We start from the raw sequence: 19,466 nt of genomic DNA on the forward strand, positions 1-19,466 counted from the left end.
CCCGCGCTGAAGACCGGCGGCCCTTTTCCGGCCGTCAGGCCACGCCGACGGTCTGCTCGGCCACCTTGGACGGATGATCCGCAACCCGCGAGGGCGGCAGCCAGATCGTCATGGTGGTCCCGGCGCCGGGCGTGCTGTCGCAGGTCAGCCTGCCGCCATGCAGGTCGATGAAGTTCTTCGAGATCGACAGGCCCAGCCCGGTTCCCTCGTACCGGCGGTTGGCCGCGTTGTCGGCCTGTCGGAAGGGCTCGAACAGGTCGGCCATGAATTCGGGCGGGATGCCGATGCCGGTATCGGCGACCGACAGCAGGAACCCGCCATCCCCGTTCCCCTCCTCGTCCAGGCCGGCGGTGATGGTGACGCTGCCGCCGCCGGGCGTGAACTTCACCGCGTTGGACAGCAGGTTCAGGATCACCTGCTTGAACGCGCGCGGATCGACCCAGAGCGTGGCGACCGACCCCGTCGCGAGGTTGTTCAACTCCACGCCGCCGGAGGCCGCGCGGTCGCGCACCATCATCAGGCAATGGCCCACCGCCTCGTGGACCTCGACCGGCTCCTCGCACAGTTCGAACTGGCCCGATTCCAGCTTCGACATGTCCAGCACGGCATTGACGATGTCCAGCAGGTGCCGGCCGCTGTCGTGGATGTCTGCGATGCAGGATTTCTGCCGCTCGTTGACGGCGCCGAAGAACTCGCTGTCCAGCACCTCGGCGAAGCCGATGATGGCGTTCAGCGGCGTGCGCAGCTCATGGCTCATGTTGGCCAGGAACTCGCTCTTGGCGCGGTTTGCCAGTTCCGCCTGCGTCTTGGAGGCGAGCAGCTCCGCCTCCTGCTGTTTACGGCGCGTCATGTCGCGGATGACGCCGACATAGATGCGCGGCTCCTCCGCACCTGGGGCCGCACCTGGGGCCGCACCTGGGGCCGGGCTTGGGGCCGCACCTGGGGCCGGGCTTGGGGCCGGACTCGGGGCCGGAGTTGGGGCCGGAGTTGAGGCCAGCCGCAGGTCGCTCACGGTGAAGCCCACCGGAAAGGCGCTGCCGTCGCGGCGCAGAGCGGTCAGGTCGCGGTCGTTGGCGCCCCCGCGGGCGTCGGGGATCAGCGTCTCGATCGGCTGTCCGACCATCTCCCGCTCCGGCACGCCGAACATGACCTCGGCGGACCGGTTGAAGGTGACGATGCGCCCCGCCGCGTCGAAGGTCACCACAGCGTCCAGCATGGAATCGAGGATGCCGCGGATGCGGCGGGAGGCCCGCGCGAGCCGTGCCTGATCCTTCTCCCGGCGGGCATGCTGCCGGACGACGAAGGCGGTCAGCAAGGCGATGGCGAGGGTCATCACCGTGCCGATGGCGGTCCAGGCCGCGGTGTCGCGCTGCCAGTCGTCCAAAACCGCACGCACCGGCAGGGTCGCCACGATGACGAACGGATAGCCCTGCACCCGCCGCACGCTGATCAGGCTGTCGCCCGCACCGTTGCCGTGTGTGGCCGCTCCCGAGCCTGCCGCCGGCGCGGTCATTGGAGCGCTGTCGCGGATCGTGGCCTCGTCCTGGGCCGCCAGGGCGCGCTGCACCGCCGGCCAGTCCGCCAGCCGGGTCAGGCCGATGCGGTCCTGTGGCCGTTCCAGCAGAACGGTCCCGTCCTCCAGCGCCAGGATCACGCTGCCCTTGCGGTCGATGCGCTGCGATTCCAGCGTCGCCGCCAGCCGAGTCGGATCGACCAGCGCCACAAGCACCCCGCGGAAGCGGCCGTCCGCGTCGGTCCAGCGCCGGCTCAATGGAATGGCGCGGGTGCCGGGCTTCACCCGGCTGACGATGGGGGCGCCCACCAGCAGGCCGGGGCTGGCGCGGTCGCGCGCATTGGTGAAATAGGTGCGGTCGGACAGCGGGAAGGGCGGCAGCGGCGCGTCGGCCGAATGATGCAGGGCAAGGCCGTCGGCGCCGACCACCACGAGGTCCGCCAGTTCGCCGAAGGAATCGCGGCTCCGGCGCAGATGGTCGTGAATGGCGGCACTGCCGCGCCGGACGCCGTCGGCATGGGTGTCGAGCGCGAAGGCCAGATCGCTCAACAGCCGGTCGACCGAGAAGGCGGTGCGCAGGGTCTGCGCCTCCAGCATGCGGGCGAGGTCGCGGGTCGCGCGTTCCCCCGCATCCAGGGCTTCCCGCCGGCTCTGGAGGATGCCGTAGCCGATCAGCGCGTTCACCACCAGGATGAAGGCCATGCCGGAGGCGGTCATCAGGAAGCGCACCGATCCCAGACGGCCGCGCAACGCCCGCGCCAGACCGGCGCCGGAACGATCGATCGGGAAAGCGGTCCCGGAGGCAGGCATCGGTGCGGCGGTTTCCTGTCTGGCCGGCGGTTGGTCCGCGCCGGATCATTGAATGGACGAACATCCTAAAGAAAGTGTAACCGCACCGAAACCGTGGCAACCACACTGCGCTTAGATGCCGCGCCGCCGGCGTCCGCCGGACCGCTGCGTCCAACCTCCGCACGCGCCGCCCTGCCATTGCCGCCGCCGGTCACGCTCCAGGCCGGTCGGCGGTTGCCGGGAGCGGTTCCATCCGTTAGGTAAGGGGCATCTTGGCAGCCGGATCGCGCATATCCCCATGACCGACGGACCGCTTTCGCTCTACCGCGCCCGCCGCGGCAGCGGCACTCTTCGCCCCGATCCCGACCAGGAACTGGCGGCGGAGAAGTTCCAAAGCCTGTATCAGGCGCTGAAGGGCTATCAGCCGCAGCCCGCCGGAGACGGCAAGCCGGCCGGGGGCGGGTGGCTGGAACGGTTCGGGCTTGGCCGCCGCCGTGCCGCGCCGCCGCCGCCCGACATTGCCTCCACCGCGCCGCAGGGGCTGTACATCTACGGCAGCGTCGGGCGCGGCAAGTCGATGCTGATGGACCTGTTCTTCGAGACGGCTCCGGTCGACAAGAAACGGCGCGTCCACTTCCACGAATTCATGCTGGAGATCCACCAGCGCATCCATGACCACCGCCGGTCCGGCAGGGGAAAAGGCGACGGCCCGGACGAGGCGCTGCCGGAACTGGCCCGCGCCCTGGCGGACGAGGCTTGGCTGCTCTGCTTCGACGAATTCCACGTCACCAACATCGTCGACGCGATGATCCTGGGGCGGCTGTTCACCAACCTGTTCGACCTGGGCGTTGTGGTGGTGGCGACCTCCAACTGGCCGCCGGACATGCTGTACAAGGACGGGCTCCAGCGCGAGCTGTTCCTGCCCTTCATCGCGCTGCTGAAGGAGAAGCTGGACATCCTGTCGCTGGACGGCCCGACCGACTACCGGCTGGACCGGCTGAAGGGCGTGCCGATCTACCACCACCCGCTGGGTCCGGCGTCGGACGCGGCGCTCGCCAAGGCCTTCTCCGACCTGACCGGCGGCGCGGCGGCCGAGCCCTGCAGCCTGACGGTGCAGGGCCGCCGGGTCGAGATCGACCGTGCCGCCAAATGCGTGGCCTGGGTCGATTTCTGGAACCTGTGCGGCAAGCCGCTGGGGGCCGCCGATTATCTGGCGATCGCCACCCATTTCCACACGGTCCTGATCGACCATGTGCCCACCATGAAGGATGAACTGCGCAACGAGGCCAAGCGCTTCATGACGCTGATCGACGCACTGTACGAGCACAAGGTGAACGTCGTCATCGCCGCCGAAGGCCCGCCGGAACGCCTCTACCCCGAAGGCACCCACGCCTTCGAGTTCGAGCGGACGGTGAGCCGGCTGATGGAGATGCAGAGCGAGGACTACCTGCAAAGGCAGCATTTGACTTAGGGCCGGGGCGCATCTGGGCGCGCGGTGTCACAGCCGTGTGACGGCGGAAGGAGGGGCCTCCCGCCGACGCCGCGCCTTCGCCTCCCACACGCCGTTCGCCCGATACCTGGGGCGGACCTCATGAAAACGGCGGGGGCGCGTCGCACGTCCCCGCCGTTGGCACGTCCTGACCCGGCTTTCCCTTATCGGGCCTTCAGGAGCGCCTCGACGTTCAGCAGGACGAGTTCGTTGTCGTCCGCCACGTTGGGGTCGCGGCTGCTGGAGAAGGGAAGGTTGTTGTCGTTGCCGACCACGATGTGGCGGTCGTCCACCACGTCCACATTCTCGATGGTGAAGAACGGGAAGGTCAGGACGCCGCCGTTCAGCGGCTTGCGCGCCTTCTTGTCCGGGTCGGCGATGCGCATCAGGTCGATGTAGCCGATCTTGCGCACCGGGCCGCCGGCGTTGGCGTCGGTCAGTTCGACCTTGTAGACCCGTTTGAAGGCGGCGACGCTGGAGAAGCAGCCGGTCGTCGGCTGGCCCTGGGCGCAGGCCTTGTCGGCGGTGCCCTCGCCGTTGTCGCGCTCGATGATCAGGCCGGTCGTGCCGTCGATCATGTTGAAGTCGCCGATGGCGTTGCCGGCCTGCTCCAGCGCGTACTGCCAGGACCGGCCGGTCCACGCCTCCTTCGCCACGTCGAACTCGAGGATGCGCAGGGCTTCCTTCCCCTCGGCGGTCGTCTCGAAAGACTTCGCATCGGCGTTCCACAGCGGCCCTTCCAGCAGGGCATAGAGGAACCGGCCATCCTTCGACGCGGCCATGCCCTCGAACCCCTTGGAGCGCCGGACCTGGAAGGCCACGGCCCCGCCCGGGCTGGCCGGGGTGGTGACGGCGGGGTTGTCGGGCGAGCGCACGACCTTGCCGTCCACCTTCGTGTCGAACACGGCCAGAACGCGGCCCTTCAGATCGGCCTTGATGAGGAAGGGGCCGAACTCGTCGCCGATCCACAGCGCGTCGCCGATGATCTGCAGGCTTTCCGTGTCGAAGTCCGAACCGGTGAGGTAGCGCGTCTCCGTCCCTTCATGGACGATGCGGAAGGGCACCTTCTTGTCCGGATCGTGCAGGAAGATGGTTTCCAGCCGCTCCATCGCCCCGCCGGCGAAATCCACCTTGTAGCGGTTCAGGTACAGCATGCTGTCCGGGGAATTCGCCTTGGCCCCGAAGCCGTTGTCGGTCAGGAGCCAGAAGCTGCCGTCGGGCATGCGCTTGATCCCCGAATGACCTTGCACCGGCTGTCCGTCGAAGGGAACGGAGACGCCGGTCGGGCGGTCGGCCGACTTGCCCTCGACCGTACCGATGGCGTCCACGCGGCGGCCGGTGGTGAACTTGCCGGACACCTTCAGGTCGGCGGGGGCGTCGGCCGGGGCATCGATGAAGCTCTTGGCCGGCAGGATCGCATGGCCGGACAAAGTCGCCGGAAAGGCCTCCTGCGCCTGAGCGGCGGCGGGGGCCAGCGACAGGGCGATCAGGGCAGCGCCCATCCAGGGGGACGCACGAAACATCGTATGGGCTCCACTTGCGGGTATCAGACGTTGCGGGAGCTCCTTATGGCAATGATTGCGTGTCGGTAACGTGTTGGCTTTGCTATAGATTCATGAAGCTTGAGCTGGAGCGCGGAATGCGCCGCAAAAGGAGTGCGCGCAACGGTCCCGATGGGCGGCGAAAGCCAGCCTTGCCAGTGCCCTTGGCCAGTGCCCTTGGCCGGTGCCCTTGCCGCGGGTGCGGTTTCGCTCCATTTTCCGCTGTGGCGACAAACTGAAATGCGGCCCCCGATGATTGGCCTTCGTCCCGCGGTCCCGACGGTCTTGGCGGTTCTGGGTTCGGCTGTCCTGGCCGGCTGCGTGAACGAGGGCGTGACGGCCGGCAACCCGTCGTCCATGTACACGCCGTCCGAGGTCGTGTACGCCGCGTCCGACCGCGACATGCGCGTGGTCGTCCTCGGCAACCCGTTCGGCATGGAGCCGCAGGCCTTCGGCCGGCTGGTGACGGACAACATGCAGGGCCGGATCTTGGGCGTGCGGACCCATTTCACCACCACGCCGAACCAGTCGGCCCGGCCGGACTACAGCGTGGTGTTCGCCTTCAACCCGGCGGAGACGACGCTCAGTGGCGCCCTCTGCGCCGGGCAGCCGATCCCGACCATGCCGCCGGGGGCGCCTCCGGGCGGGCCGATCACGGTGCAGGGAGCCTTCTGCCGCGGCACCGGTTTCCTCGGCCTGATCGGCCAGCAGGGTTTCCTCGGCATTCTCGGGGGCGGCGCCCTGACCACGGCCAGCGGCTGGCTCAACCACCCCACGGGGCCGGACGATCCTGCCTTCCGGACGCTGATCGGCGACATGACCTCCGCCCTGTTCCCGTCCGGGCAGGACACGAACGAACAGAACTGATCTCCCCGCTCACACCCGCTCCGCAGTCTTTTCCCCGGTCTTCTCCCCGGCCCGCCGCCGCAGCTCTGCGAAGTCGCTGCCGGCGTGATGGGAGGAGCGGGTCAGCGGGGTGGCGGACACCATCAGAAAGCCCTTCGCCCGCGCGATGATGCCGTATCGCTCGAACTCCTCGGGCGTGACGTGGCGGGCGACCGGGTGGTGCCGAGGGGTGGGGCGGAGATACTGGCCGATGGTCAGGAAATCGACGCCCGCCCCCCGCAGGTCGTCCATCACCTGCAACACCTCCGCCGGCTCCTCGCCCAGGCCGACCATGATGCCGGACTTGGTGAAGATGCCCGGGTCGCGCTCCTTCACCCGATCCAGCAGCCGCAGCGAGCCGTAATAGCGCGCCCCCGGCCGCACATCGGCATAGAGCCGCGGCACGGTTTCGAGATTGTGGTTGTAGACGTCGGGCCGGGCGTCCACCACCGTCTCCACCGCACCCCGCTTGTTGCGGAAATCGGGGGTCAGCACCTCCACCGTCGTGCCGGGGGAGGTGTCGCGGATGCGGGCGATGCAGCGGGCGAAATGAGCGGCGCCGCCGTCCGGCAGGTCGTCGCGGTCGACCGAGGTGATGACGACATGGGCAAGGCCCAGTTCGCCCACCGCCTCGGCCAGCCGCTCCGGCTCGTGGGGGTCGAGCGCGTCCGGCCGGCCGGTGGCGACGTTGCAGAAGGCGCAGGCCCGCGTGCACACGCTGCCCAGGATCATCACCGTCGCATGCCGCTTGCTCCAGCATTCGCCGATGTTGGGACAGGCGGCCTCCTCGCAGACCGTGTTCAGGCCGTGGCGGCGGACGAGCGACTGCGTCTCCTCGAACGCCGCGCCGCCGGGGGCACGGGCGCGGAGCCAGGCCGGCTTCTCGGCCCGATGCTCCGGGCGGGCGGGCTTCATGGGCGTTTCCTCCGGTTCTCCCGTTGTCGGCCGGGCGGCGGGGGCGGTCAGGCGAACACCATCCCGCCATCGACCAGCAGGGACTGGCCGGTCATGAAATCGCTGTCGGACGAGGCGAGGAAGCGGGCGACGCCGATCAGATCCTCCGCTTGTGACGGCCGGCCCAGCACGGCGCCGGCGGCGAACATGTTGAAGGCTTCGTTCTCCGACTTGGTGATGCCGGTGTCGCGGAATCCCTGGTCGATGATCTTCCACATCTCGGTCGCCACCACGCCGGGGCAGATGGCGTTGGCGGTGATGCCCTCCTTGCCGAAGCCGCGGGCGGCGGCCTGGGTCAGGGCCACGACGGCGAACTTGCTGGCGGAGTAATGGGCCAGCGGCTCGTAGCCCTGTTTGCCGGCGATTGAGGCGGTGTTGATGATCTTGCCGCCGCCGCCCTGCGCGCGGAAGGTCTTGATCGCCTCCTGCATGCCGATCAGCACGCCCATCGCATTGACGTCGAGGACCGTGTGCCAATCGTCCTCGGTGATGTCGAGGAAGGGCTTGGTCTGGGCGATGCCGGCATTGTTGAAGATGACGTCGAGCCGGCCATGGGCCTTCACCGCTTCGTCGATCATGCGGCGGACGGCGGCGCGGTCGCGGACGTCGACGGTGACGGCGATGGCGGTGCCGCCGGCCGCGCGGATGGCGTCCGCCACCTGCCGGGCGTCGGCCTCGGTGCGGTCGGCGATGGTGAGCTTGGCGCCGTCGGCGGCGAGCGCCTTGGCCATGGCGGCGCCGATGCCGCGGCCGGCGCCGGTGACGACGATGCTCTTGTCCATGAGGTCAGGCATGAGCGGTCTCCTGCCGGCGCGCTGGCGGATAGCCTGCGCGCCGGTGGCGAGAGGATCGGGATGGAAGACAGGGGAGGCCGGTCGGGCCTCAGCCTGCCTTGGCGATGTGGTCCTTCAGCAGCGCGTTCACTTTGCCGGCCGCCTCCATCTGCACCATGTGGCCGGCGCCGGGGATCACGGCGACCTGCGCCATGTCCGCCAGCGCCTGGGCATGAGCGGCGGGGATGACGCGGTCCTCCTCGCCCCAGACGACCAGGGTGGGAAGGGGGGGCGCCTTCGCATCGGCGATGCCGGCGGCGAGCACGCTGGCCTGCCGGCCGTCGCCGAACAGCGACGCCGACAGCGCCCGCAGGGCCTCGTCGACGCCGTCCAGCCGCTTGTACTTCAAGAGGTCGTCAACCATCTGCCGGCTGACAAGGCCGCGATCGGCGAACAGCGTCTCCAGCACCGGTTTCAGGTCGCGGCGCGATGTCGCACCGACGAAGCCCCGGATGTAGCCGTGGTCGATCTGCTCGCCCAACCCGGCCGACGCGATCAGCGACAGCGACGCCACCCGCTCCGGCGCGTCGAGCGCGGTGCGCATCGACACCGCCCCGCCCATCGAATGGCCGACGAAATGGGCGCGCTCCACCCCGACCGTGTCGAGGAAGCCGAGAACCGCCTGCGACAGGCCGGACAGGCTGGCCTCCGCGAGCTGCTTGGTGGACTGGCCGTGGCCGGGCAGGTCGAGCGCGTAGACGGTGGCGCTCTCCGCCAGCGCGTCGATGGTGAACAGCCAGTTGTCGAGATCGCCGCCGAAGCCGTGGATCAGCAGGACGGCCGGCCCGCCCTCGCCGCGCCTGGCATAGCGGATGGTGCCGGCGGGCGTGTCGGCGGTGTGGTATTGCGGGCCGGCATCCGCCTCGGCGTCGCCTTCGCCGATGGGGACGGCGTAGGCGCTGATGAAGGCGTCGATGTCGTCGTCCGGCACGTCGGGTTCGGCCAGCACGGCGATCAGCGCCTTGACCGGATAGACGGTGCCGGGTTCGCCCAGCACCCGGCGCAGCACGCCTGTCTCGCCGGCCTCGACCACATTGGTGATCTTGTCGGTCTCGACCTCCAGCAGTTCATCGCCGATGGAGATGGTGGACCCCGGCCGCTTCAGCCAGCCGGTGACCTTGCCCTCCGACATGGACAGGCCCCATTTCGGCATGACGATGGGCTTGATGCGCTCATTCAGCATGGAACTCGGTCTCCTGGGGAATGCATTTTTTTTGATTGGCAGCGGGTACCCCTCCCTAACCCTCTCCCGCGAGGCGGGGGAGAGTCGGGGAGGGGGAAAAAGCCGGCGCTTACCTCACGCCGCGATCCGCGGCGACGCGCCTGTGGGCGACAGGGTGCGGCGGACGGCGCTGGCGATGCTGTCGGCGCTGGGGACGTACAGATCCTCCAGCGACGGCGCGAAGGGCACCGGCGTGTGCGGCGCCGTCACCATCTGCACGCCGGCCTTCAGCGCAGCGAAGGCGTTCTGGCCGACGAAGGCCGCGATGTCGGTGGCGAGGTTGCAGCGCGGATGCGCCTCGTCCACCACCACCAGCCGGCCGGTGCGCTCGACGCTCTCGACGATGGTGTCCCAGTCGATCGGCGACAGTGTGCGCAGGTCGATCACCTCCGCCTCGGTGCCGTCCTTCGCCAAGGCCGCCGCCGCCTCCATGGCGCGGTGGACGGTCAGGCCGTAGCTGACGATGGTCACGTCTTCGCCGTCGCGCAGGACATTCGCCTCGCCGAAGGGAATGGCGTAGCTCTCCGCCGGAACCTCGCATTCCAGGCCGTAGAGGTTCTTGTGCTCGCAGAAGATGACGGGATCGTTGTCGCGGATCGACTGGATCAGCAGGCCCTTGGCGTCATAGGCGTTGCTGGGGCAGACCACCTTCAGCCCCGGAATATGGGTGAACAGCGGGGTCAGCATCTGCGAATGCTGGGCGGCGGCGCGGAAGCCGGCGCCGACCATGCCGCGGATCACCACCGGCGTCTCGGCCTTGCCGCCGAACATGTAGCGGAACTTGGCGGCCTGGTTGAAGATCTGGTCGAAGCAGACGCCCATGAAGTCCATGAACATCAGTTCCGCCACCGGCCGCAGGCCGCAGGCGGCGGCGCCGACGGCAGCGCCGATATAGGCGGATTCCGACAGCGGCGTGTCCATCAGCCGGTCGCCATGCTTGGCGTACAGCCCCTTGGTGACGCCCAGCACGCCGCCCCAGGCGTCGTCCTCGCCATGGGCGCCGGTTCCGCCGACGATGTCCTCGCCCATGACGATGACGGTCGGGTCGCGGCGCATCTCCAGGTCCAGGGCCTCGTTGATCGCCTGCTTCATGCTGATCTTGCGGGACATGTGTTTCCTCCGCGCGTTTGGCGTTTCTTGAAGGGGCTCAGTAGGCGACGTAGACGTCGGTCAGCAGGTCTTCCGCCGCCGGCAGCGGGGCGGCCCTGGCGGCGCGCACGGCGTCCTCGATCAGCGCGCCGACCTCGCGGTCGATGGCCTGCAGTTCGTCGCGGGAGATCACCCCGGCCTCGATCACCCGTTCCGACAGGATGGTCAGGCAGTCGCGCGAGGTGCGGATCGCCTCAAGCTCGCCCTTGGCGCGGTAGGTCTGGGCGTCGCCTTCGAAATGGCCGTAGAAGCGGACCATGTTGCATTCCAGCAGGGCCGGGCCGCCGCCGTCGCGGGCACGGCGGATGATCTCGCCGGCCGCCTCGTACACCGCGAAGAAGTCGGTGCCGTCCACCGTGACGCCCGGCATGCCGAAGCCGGTGGCGCGGTCGACATAGCTGTCGCAGGACACCGCCCATTCCATCGCGGTGGATTCGGCATAGCCGTTGTTCTCCACCACGAAGACCACCGGCAGGTTCCACACGGCGGCGAGGTTCAGGCTTTCCAGGAAGGTGCCCTGGTTGGACGCGCCGTCGCCGACGAAGGTGATGCCGACGCCGCGGTCGCCGCGCACCTTGGCCGCCAGCGCCGCGCCGCAGATCAGCGGAGCGCCGGCGCCGAGGATGCCGTTGGCGCCCATCATGCCCTTGGACAGGTCGGCGATGTGCATCGACCCGCCCTTGCCCCGGCAGGCGCCGGTGCTGCGGCCGTAGATCTCCGCCATCATCTCGTGGACATCGACGCCCTTGGCGATGCAGTGGCCGTGGCCGCGGTGGGTGGAGGCGATGCGGTCGTTGTCGTTCAGGTGCATCATGATGCCGGTGGCGCAGGCCTCCTCGCCGGCATAGAGGTGGACGAAGCCGGGGATGTCGCCCTTGGCGAAATCGACGTGCAGCCGCTCCTCGAACTCGCGGATCGTCCGCATGGTGCGGTAGGCCTTCAGCAGCTCGTCCTTGCCGAGGGGGAAGGGATTCTGGGCCATGGGGTGTTTTCTCCCTGGTTGGTGTTTTGAGGTTCAGAAGGCGGCGGTGACGGGCACGGGCGTGCCGGTCAGCAGCCGGTTCTGGCCGGCGTGCCGCATGACCGCGGCGACGTTGACCGTGCGGAAGGCGTCGTCCCTCAGCGTCAGGGACAGGCGGTCGCGCTCGGTGAAGGACAGTTCGCGCTCGCCATCCAGCGCGACCGATCCGGCGGTCACCTCCGGCACGAAGGCGACGTCGGCGGGCATGCGGCGCCAGTCGGTGACGCCGACCTCCGCCATCATTCCGGGCGCGATGGGAGCGTGGAGCGACGTCGCGCCCTTGCGGCCGGCGCCGTCGGGCGACAGGCGCACCATCAGTCCGCCGCTCTCATCGCGGCCGACGGGTTCCAGCAGGCCGGCGATGGCCGACATGCCGATCACCTCCGGGTCGGCGAAGGTGACGTAGAGCTCGCGGAAATTCTCGGTCCGCCACAGGGCGCGGGCGCCGATGTAGCGCTCCGTCACCAGCGCCACGTCGACCAGCGCCATCTCGGTGACGGCGCCGCCGTTCGCCCCGTGGTTCAGCGATACGTCGATGCGCTTGTTGGCGGAGAAGGCGACATGCGGCGGCACCCGGCCGGTCACCGCCAGCCCGGTGGCGAGCCCGGTGATGGTCGGCTCGCGGTGCTCGGGGAAGGCGTTGTTGGTGCCGGTGGAGATGCCGGCGATCGGCACCGTCCCGCATTCCGCCGCCACCGCCCGGTGGGTGCCGTCGCCGCCCAGCACGACCAGAGCCGCGACCCCGGCCCTCCGCATCTCGGCGGTGGCGCGGTGGGTATCGGCGACGGTGCCGCTGACCGCCATGGAGACGGGGTGGAGGGCAGGGTAGATGTCCTCGCCGCGCGACCGGGCGCGCATCATGCCGCGTTCGACATGGGCGCGGATGCCGCCATTCTCCGGCATCATCAGCACGTCGCGGACACCGCAGGCATGCAGCGCCGCCAGCACCCGCAGCAGGATGTTCGCCCGGTCGGCGATCTGCAGGCTGGTGGCGTTGGCGACGACCCGGCGGATATCGCGGGCGGAAACCGGATTGGCGACGATGCCGACGACCGGAGCCAAGATTGCGCCTCCCCTCGTTGCGGCGCGCCGTTGACCGAAGTCGGTCGGCGCGCGGTTCGAGGGGGGTAAGAGCAACCGCCGTGCCAGATGGTCAGTTCAGCGGATTTTCTTTGTTTTCAACGATTGAAGCGATGCGGCGGGGTGGGGCGTTGCAACAGGTGTTGCATGGACTGTTGCGCCGCCGGTGCAACAGGTGTGGCGGTTCAGACGGAATCGGAGCCAACCCGTGGCGCCCCCGGCATTCCACCTCTGCGCATCGCCCGTCTTGCCAAGTCTTTACCCGGCGCTTTAGCTTCGTTTGGTCATACGAATGAAACATCGACCGGGAGGACAACACCCATGACCGTCATCGCCACCACCCAGCCGCGCGCGGCCCTGACCGAGGAGGCTCGGGCCGAGCTGTCGGCTCTGCTGGGCGACCGGTTCACCACCTCCCTGCCGGTGCGCGAGCATCACGGCAAGGATGAGTCCTACCACACGCCCTTCCCGCCGGACGGCGTCGCCTTCGCCAACTCGACCGAGGAAGTCAGCGCGATCGTGAAGATCTGCGCGAAGCACAAGCTGCCGATCATCCCCTTCGGCACCGGCACCTCGCTGGAGGGCGGCATCGCGGCGCTGGCCGGCGGCATCACCATCGACCTGTCGGGCATGCAGCGGATCCTGCGCGTCAGCCCGGAGGATCTGGATGTCACCGTCCAGGCCGGCGTGACCCGCAAGCAGCTGAACGAGCATCTGCGCGACACCGGCCTGTTCTTCCCCATCGACCCCGGCGCCAACGCCTCGCTCGGCGGCATGGCGGCGACGCGGGCCAGCGGCACCAACGCCGTGCGCTACGGCACCATGCGCGAGAACGTCCTGGGCCTGACCGTGGTGCTGGCCGACGGCCGCGTCATCAGGACCGGCGGGCGGGCGCGCAAGTCGGCGGCCGGCTATGACCTGACCCGGCTGTTCGTCGGCTCCGAAGGCACGCTCGGCATCATCACCGAGGTGACGCTGAAGCTCTACGGCATCCCGGAGGCGATTTCGTCCGCGGTCTGCGCCTTCCCGACCATCAAGGGCGCGGTCGACACCGTGATCCAGACCATCCAGGTCGGCGTTCCCGTCGCCCGCATCGAGTTGCTGGACGAGGTGCAGATCGACGCCGTGAACAAGTACTCCAAGCTCGACTACGCGGTCGCCCCGACCCTGTTCTTCGAGTTCCATGGCACCGAGGCCGGGGTGAAGGAGCAGGCGGAGATGGTTGCGGCCATCGCCCAGGAACATGGCGGGATGGAATTCGCCTGGGCGACCCGGCCGGAGGACCGGTCCAAGCTGTGGCAGGCCCGGCATGACGCCTATTACGCCGCGCTCGCCCTGCGTCCGGGGTCGAAGGGCTGGCCGACCGACGTCTGCGTGCCGATCTCGCGGCTGGCCGACTGCATCCTGGAGACAAAGAAGGATCTGGCGGAGTCCGACATGCTGGCCCCGATGGTCGGCCATGTCGGCGACGGCAACTTCCACCTCGTCTATGTCCTCGATCCCGAAAACCCGGCGGAACTGGCCGAGGCCCAGCGCCTTGCCGACAAGATGGTGTCCCGTGCCCTGGAGATGGGCGGCACCTGCACCGGCGAGCACGGCATCGGCTATGGCAAGATGGCGTTCCTGGAGCAGGAGACCGGCGAAGCCTTCAACGTCATGGGCGACCTGAAGCGCGCCTTCGATCCCAACAACCTGCTGAATCCGGGCAAGGTGGTGCGGGTGTAATCGCGCAGAGCGTAAGTTCCGGCTTACGCTCGGCGGTAAGGGCCGCGACTGCGGCCCCGCAGGCCCATGCCTGCGGAGGCCAAGCGGGCGGCCGGCCGCGCCCGCCGTTTGAGGGCGAGCATAAAGCCTGAGACATCAGGCTTTATGCTCGATGACGTAAGGCCCGGACGTTTCCCGGAGACGCCCTCACGACAGGATCGCGGTCCGGTCGGCCTTCACATGTACTTCTTGAGGCGGCTCCAGCCGTCCTCGCAGACCAGGACGGTGGTGGCCTGGCGGATCGCCTTCTTGCCCTCGCCGCCGACCAGATTGAGGATCGTCGCCAACGCGACATTGCAGCCATTCCGCCCCGATTCGGTGAGCGAGCGGGCATGGCGTTCCTTCGGGCGGTTCTTCTCGAAGGACTTCACGATGCTGGCGGTGCGGAAGCCCAGTTCGCTGATGCCGGCGGTGAAGATGCCGATGGCGGTGCGGGCGACCACGGTTTCCTTCTTGCCCACGGCATACTCGATGTTGGCCGAGCAATTGCCGCAGGTGCAGGACAGTCCCTGGCGCCGGCCCTTGGCCATGTCGTTCAGGTCGTGCAGTTGGAAGATGGAATCGGCCTTGTAGGCGATGGTGGCGGCCCCGATCCAGGGCGCCAGCACCGCCCCCAGCGGCATGAAGACGACCCCCCCGGTCATCACCAGCGGGACCGAAGTGCCGGGAATCGCAACGCCGCTGGATACCCCCGCCGCCGTCGCCATGTGGGTCACGCCGGACTTAAGTCCGCTGCCGATAGCGGTCTGCAGGACTTCGCCGCCGTTCCGGCTGCAGAAGTTGAGAACCTTGTCCATGGTGGTCAGCGTCGGCCGTTCGCCGCCGGCCGCTTCGACGGCCTCGTCGCACTTGCGTTTCAATTCTTGGAGAAAGGATACGGTCGGCAAGGTCATCGTTTAGCACTCCCTGATAATGTCGTGACGGCGGTGGCCCGTCGTTCCTTGCGGGCCCTCCATGCGTCGCAATGCCGGGCGAACATGTCATCTGGAATGCTATTATAAGGGAAGGCTGGGTCATTGGCACGCGAATGAGCGTTGCGGCAGCGGAAAAGCGGCGCCGGGCACGGACTGAAGGCAGCGTCAGCGGAACTTCGGCCGCCGCCCCGCCTTCAGCGCCTGCACCGCCTGATCCAGCGCCTGCAGGAATTGGGACTTGTCGCGCTGGCTCATCGGGGCGTTGCCGCCGCTGACCACGCCCATGTCGCGCAAATCCTGCATCAGCGCGCGGGTGGCGAGCGCCGAGCCGACGCTGTCCGGCGTGAAGGGCCGTCCGGTCGGGCCGATCACCACCGCGTGCCGCTTCACGCAGCGGTCGGCCAGTTGGATATCGGCCGTCACCACCACGTCGGTCGGGCCGGCGTGTTCGGCGATCCAGTTGTCGGCGGCGTCGAACCCGTCGCTGACCACCACCAGCTCCGCCATGCACTCCGTCGGCAGGCGCAAGGGCGCGTTGGCGACCAGCCAGACCTTGCAGCCGGTGCGGCCGGCGACCTTGTAAATCTCTGCCTTGACCGGGCAGGCGTCGGCATCGACGTAGATCTCGACTTTGGAACTGACCAATCCATTTCCTCCAGATACCGGCCCGCCGGCTCAACAAGGTTTCATGCAAGGCCCTTATGCGCTAAAACCGGACCCTAGCGACAGGGTGCCGTGGAACCGCAAGGCTGGGGCGGCGCCAATTCTCACATCTTTTCGGAAGGTCGGAGCGGCGCATGGCGTCCTACCAGTATGTCTATGTCATGAAGGGCCTGAGCAAGGTCTATCCTGGCGGCAAGAAGGTTCTCGACAACATCTGGCTGTCGTTCCTGCCGGGTGTGAAGATCGGCGTGCTCGGCGTCAACGGCGCCGGTAAGTCGACCTTGATGAAGATCATGGCCGGTCTGGACAAGGACTACTCCGGCGAGGCCTGGGCTGCCGAAGGCGCCAAGGTCGGCTACCTCTCGCAGGAGCCGCAGCTGGATCCGACCAAGAACGTCCAGGAAAACGTCATGGAGGCGCTGAAGGAGACGAAGGCGCTGCTCGACCGCTTCAACGAAGTGTCGAACCTGATGGCCGATCCCGACGCCGATTTCGACGCGCTGCTGGCCGAACAGGGCGAGCTGCAGGAGAAGATCGACGCCGCCGACGCCTGGGACATCGACCGCACGGTCGAGATCGCCATGGACGCTCTGCGCTGCCCGCCGGGCGACGCCGACGTGACCAAGCTGTCGGGCGGTGAGCGCCGCCGCGTCGCGCTGTGCAAGCTGCTGCTGGAGAAGCCCGACCTGCTGCTGCTCGACGAGCCGACCAACCACCTCGACGCCGAATCGGTCGCCTGGCTGCAGAAGCACCTGGAGGACTACAAGGGCACCGTCGTGCTGGTCACCCACGACCGTTACTTCCTGGACAGCGTCACCGGCTGGATCCTCGAACTCGACCGCGGGTCGGGCATTCCGTGGGAAGGCAACTACTCGTCCTGGCTGGAGCAGAAGCAGAAGCGCCTGGAGCAGGAAGGCCGCCAGGAGGAAGCCCGCCAGAAGCAGCTGGCCACCGAGCTGGAGTGGATCCGGCAGTCGCCGCGCGCCCGTCAGGCCAAGAGCAAGGCGCGCATCACCGCCTACGAGACGCTGCTGGCCGAAAGCGCCAAGGAGCAGGGCGGCGAGACCCGGATCGTCATCCCGGTGCCGCCGCGCCTGGGCAACGTCGTCATCGAGGCGGAGAACATCTCCAAGGGCTTCGGCGACCGCCTGCTGATCGACGGCCTGTCCTTCCGCCTGCCGCCGGGCGGCATCGTCGGCGTCATCGGCCCGAACGGCGCCGGCAAGACCACCCTGTTCCGCATGATCACCGGGCAGGACGGGCCGGATGCCGGCACCTTCCGCGTCGGCGACACGGTGAAGCTCGGCTATGTCGACCAGAGCCGCGACAGCCTGGACGCCAAGAAGACGGTGTGGGAGGAAATCTCCGACGGGCTGGATCTGGTGGAGCTCGGCAAGAAGACCATGCCCAGCCGCGCCTATGTCTCCAGCTTCAACTTCCGCGGTCCCGACCAGCAGAAGAAGGTCGGCCAACTGTCGGGCGGTGAGCGCAACCGCGTCCACCTCGCCAAGATGCTGAAGTCCGGCGCCAACGTCCTGCTGCTCGACGAACCGACCAACGACCTGGACGTCGATACCCTGCGGGCGCTGGAAGACGCGCTGCAGAGCTTCGCCGGCTGCGCCGTGGTCATCAGCCACGATCGCTGGTTCCTCGACCGCATCGCCACCCACATCCTGGCCTTCGAGGGCGACAGCCACGTCGAATGGTTCGAAGGCAACTTCCAGGATTACGAGGCCGACAAGAAGCGCCGCCTGGGCGCCGACGCCGACCAGCCGCACCGCATCAAGTACAAGCCGCTGGTGCGCGGTTAACGGAGAGAGGGGAAACCCTCCCGACTGAGAAAAAGGGCCGCCGGTCTTTCAGATCGGCGGCCCTTTTCATTGGCGGGTTCAGTTGCTGCGCTTGACCGACAGCTCACTTAACCCCGAGTTTGGTTGCGTGCGTTGAGCAAAATGCGGCCAATAGGCGCATTCTCCTCACCTGTCCCGCCGCCGATTTCCAGCGGTTCAACGTTTCAGGTCGTCGGGCCGGTCGGTGTGATGGTCTCGCATCGTCTCGTCGCGCGTGTCCTCGATCTCGACCTCGGTGTGGCGGACGGTGTCGTGGATTTTCTCGGCGTGCTCCTCCACTTCCTTGCGGACCACCACCGTTTCCCGGACATGGGCGGTCTTGCTGACCACCGCTTCCTCACCGGTCTCCGTCACCTCGATGGTCCGCTCGCGGAAGGCGTCGGCCGGCACCTCGGCGATGCCTTCGGGCGGACCGCCGGGGCGGTGCTCAACGATGATGGTTTCATCACGCAGGCGCACCTGTTCGTCCACGGGTGTCTCGACCACATAGCTGCGGACGCGGACGCCGCCGTGCTCGACTTTGCGCTTGCCGATGTTGATCTGCTCCTCGACGACCGGGATCTGCACCTCCTGTTCGGAGGTGGAGGTGCGCGTGCCTTCGGCGTTGACGTCGCGCATGGCGGCGGCGGCGCTGCTCAAGCCGGAACTGCTGCCCGTGGCCGTACTCGTGGCCGCACCCGTCGCAGTGGCCGTACCCGTACCCGTCGCCGTGGCCTTGTCCGTGGCTGTGGCCGTGGTGTCGATCGGAGTGCGGCCGGGCGAATAGCGCAGGCGCTCCTCCTCGGCCGAAGCCTTGTCGTAATAGGCGGCGCTCTCGTCGAAGCCGGTCCAGCCGGATTTGCGGTAGGCGGTGCCGCGTTCCTCGACATCCACGACATTGCCGCGTTCCAGCACCTCCATGGCGCGGTCGACGTCCTCCTCGTCCAGCCGCAGCTTCAGCAGCGAGCTGCCGCGGCGCACGCCCTCGGCATAGACCTGCGCATCCTGGTTGGGAATGCCCCAGCCCGCCAGGCGGGTAAGGATGCCGCCGGCCGTCGTGCCGGTGGTCGCCCCCATTCCGCTGCTCATTCCGCTGCCCGGCACTGTGTTGGGCGACGCGACATAGCCGGTGGACATGTCGGTGCGGGCCATGCCGCGGGCGGCGCCGATCGACGCATCGCCGGTGGTGGTGCCGACATCGCCGGTGGCGGTGCCGACTCCGCTGCCGGTCAGATCGGCATGGAACAGGATTTCGACGGCGTCGGTGTCGAAGCCGGCAGCCTGCAGATCGCGGGATGCGGCTTCGGCCTCGGATCGGTGGTCGTAGAGGGCGACGATGGTTTTGGTCATCGACTTTACTCCTCAGACGGATTCTGGTTGGGGGAACGGACGGGGGAGGGCGGGGTCGTCACACGCTCCACCACCGCTTCTTCGGCACGCAGGGTGACAGGCTGCTCGACTTCGACGGTTCGCCGGTTCTTGCGGATGTGCAGTTCTTCGCGGAGCATCAGGCGGCGTTCCACCACCAGAACCTCCTCGACCAGCGGGATCACCGTCACGTCGCCTTCCTGGCGGATGCCGGGATGGGCGTCGATTTCGCGGTCGATGGGAACGCGGGTGACGGTGGCCTCTTCTTGCTCCAGCGCCTCGCGGACCATCGCTTCGCGTTCGGACACGCGCGTGGTCACGCGGACGCGGCTTCGTTCCACCCGCTGCTTGCCGACGGCCACCGATTCGGCGAGCAGGGGAATGACCGCGTCGCCTTCTTCGCGAGGCGGATCGCGCGGGGATTCGGTGTCGGCCGTCATTGTGGCGGGTGC

The 19,466-nt window shown here is 68.2% G+C and carries 16 protein-coding genes; 4 read left to right on the plus strand and 12 right to left on the minus strand.

Going from position 1 to position 19,466, the window contains the following annotated elements; all coding sequences use genetic code 11:
• Nucleotides 1–34 precede the first annotated feature (34 nt).
• Nucleotides 35–2,323: a sensor histidine kinase gene (locus tag DM194_RS02665; protein WP_111065800.1), complete on the minus strand. Its 2,289-nt coding sequence runs from the start codon at nt 2,321–2,323 to the stop codon at nt 35–37.
• 277 nt (nt 2,324–2,600) lie between these two features.
• Here DM194_RS02665 and zapE point away from each other — a divergent pair, with 277 nt between their 5' ends.
• Nucleotides 2,601–3,773, plus strand: a complete 1,173-nt coding sequence (gene zapE / locus DM194_RS02670) for a cell division protein ZapE (protein ID WP_111065801.1) — start codon at nt 2,601–2,603, stop codon at nt 3,771–3,773.
• A gap of 182 nt (nt 3,774–3,955) precedes the next feature.
• Here the strand turns inward: zapE and DM194_RS02675 are convergent, their stop codons facing one another.
• Nucleotides 3,956–5,314, minus strand: coding sequence for an esterase-like activity of phytase family protein (locus tag DM194_RS02675; protein WP_111065802.1), 1,359 nt, complete (start codon nt 5,312–5,314; stop codon nt 3,956–3,958).
• Between the two features lie 303 nt (nt 5,315–5,617).
• Here DM194_RS02675 and DM194_RS02680 point away from each other — a divergent pair, with 303 nt between their 5' ends.
• Nucleotides 5,618–6,199 (plus strand): hypothetical protein, encoded by a 582-nt coding sequence (locus tag DM194_RS02680; protein ID WP_246024256.1) that lies wholly within the window; start codon nt 5,618–5,620, stop codon nt 6,197–6,199.
• A 9-nt stretch (nt 6,200–6,208) separates the two neighbouring features.
• Here DM194_RS02680 and lipA read toward each other — a convergent pair whose 3' ends face one another.
• The 6 genes from lipA to DM194_RS02710 all read right to left on the minus strand — a co-directional run bounded on the left by lipA (nt 6,209) and on the right by DM194_RS02710 (nt 12,458).
• Nucleotides 6,209–7,132, minus strand: a complete 924-nt coding sequence (lipA, locus tag DM194_RS02685; RefSeq protein ID WP_111065804.1) for a lipoyl synthase — start codon at nt 7,130–7,132, stop codon at nt 6,209–6,211.
• Between the two features lie 47 nt (nt 7,133–7,179).
• Nucleotides 7,180–7,965: a glucose 1-dehydrogenase gene (locus DM194_RS02690; RefSeq protein WP_111065805.1), complete on the minus strand. Its 786-nt coding sequence runs from the start codon at nt 7,963–7,965 to the stop codon at nt 7,180–7,182.
• Nucleotides 7,966–8,053: 88 nt separating this feature from the next.
• Entirely contained in the window at nt 8,054–9,187 is a 1,134-nt protein-coding gene (locus DM194_RS02695) for an acetoin dehydrogenase dihydrolipoyllysine-residue acetyltransferase subunit (protein WP_176581364.1), read from the minus strand.
• A 114-nt stretch (nt 9,188–9,301) separates the two neighbouring features.
• The gene (locus DM194_RS02700) at nt 9,302–10,336 is read right to left on the minus strand and encodes an alpha-ketoacid dehydrogenase subunit beta (protein WP_111065806.1); all 1,035 of its coding nucleotides are present in this window, start codon (nt 10,334–10,336) and stop codon (nt 9,302–9,304) included.
• Nucleotides 10,337–10,373: 37 nt separating this feature from the next.
• Nucleotides 10,374–11,357: a thiamine pyrophosphate-dependent dehydrogenase E1 component subunit alpha gene (locus DM194_RS02705; RefSeq protein WP_111065807.1), complete on the minus strand. Its 984-nt coding sequence runs from the start codon at nt 11,355–11,357 to the stop codon at nt 10,374–10,376.
• A gap of 33 nt (nt 11,358–11,390) precedes the next feature.
• Nucleotides 11,391–12,458, minus strand: coding sequence for an ATP-NAD kinase family protein (locus DM194_RS02710; protein WP_111065808.1), 1,068 nt, complete (start codon nt 12,456–12,458; stop codon nt 11,391–11,393).
• A gap of 339 nt (nt 12,459–12,797) precedes the next feature.
• Here DM194_RS02710 and DM194_RS02715 point away from each other — a divergent pair, with 339 nt between their 5' ends.
• Complete coding sequence (locus DM194_RS02715; protein WP_111065809.1) at nt 12,798–14,201, plus strand: FAD-linked oxidase C-terminal domain-containing protein; 1,404 nt, start codon at nt 12,798–12,800, stop codon at nt 14,199–14,201.
• A 215-nt stretch (nt 14,202–14,416) separates the two neighbouring features.
• Here the strand turns inward: DM194_RS02715 and DM194_RS02720 are convergent, their stop codons facing one another.
• Together DM194_RS02720 and DM194_RS02725 are read right to left on the minus strand one after the other, a co-directional pair.
• Entirely contained in the window at nt 14,417–15,133 is a 717-nt protein-coding gene (locus DM194_RS02720) for a hypothetical protein (RefSeq protein WP_111065810.1), read from the minus strand.
• 186 nt (nt 15,134–15,319) lie between these two features.
• Nucleotides 15,320–15,799 carry a YaiI/YqxD family protein gene (locus tag DM194_RS02725; protein ID WP_111065811.1) on the minus strand — a complete coding sequence of 160 codons (480 nt, stop codon included), beginning with the start codon at nt 15,797–15,799 and terminating at the stop codon, nt 15,320–15,322.
• 152 nt (nt 15,800–15,951) lie between these two features.
• Between DM194_RS02725 and ettA the strand changes: the two genes are divergently transcribed.
• Nucleotides 15,952–17,628 carry an energy-dependent translational throttle protein EttA gene (ettA, locus tag DM194_RS02730; RefSeq protein WP_111065812.1) on the plus strand — a complete coding sequence of 559 codons (1,677 nt, stop codon included), beginning with the start codon at nt 15,952–15,954 and terminating at the stop codon, nt 17,626–17,628.
• 195 nt (nt 17,629–17,823) lie between these two features.
• Here the strand turns inward: ettA and DM194_RS28535 are convergent, their stop codons facing one another.
• Together DM194_RS28535 and DM194_RS02740 are read right to left on the minus strand one after the other, a co-directional pair.
• Nucleotides 17,824–18,996 (minus strand): YsnF/AvaK domain-containing protein, encoded by a 1,173-nt coding sequence (locus DM194_RS28535; RefSeq protein WP_211110601.1) that lies wholly within the window; start codon nt 18,994–18,996, stop codon nt 17,824–17,826.
• Between the two features lie 5 nt (nt 18,997–19,001).
• Nucleotides 19,002–19,454 (minus strand): YsnF/AvaK domain-containing protein, encoded by a 453-nt coding sequence (locus DM194_RS02740; protein WP_111065813.1) that lies wholly within the window; start codon nt 19,452–19,454, stop codon nt 19,002–19,004.
• Nucleotides 19,455–19,466 lie beyond the last annotated feature (12 nt).

Source organism: Azospirillum ramasamyi, assembly GCF_003233655.1.
Lineage (GTDB): Bacteria > Pseudomonadota > Alphaproteobacteria > Azospirillales > Azospirillaceae > Azospirillum > Azospirillum ramasamyi.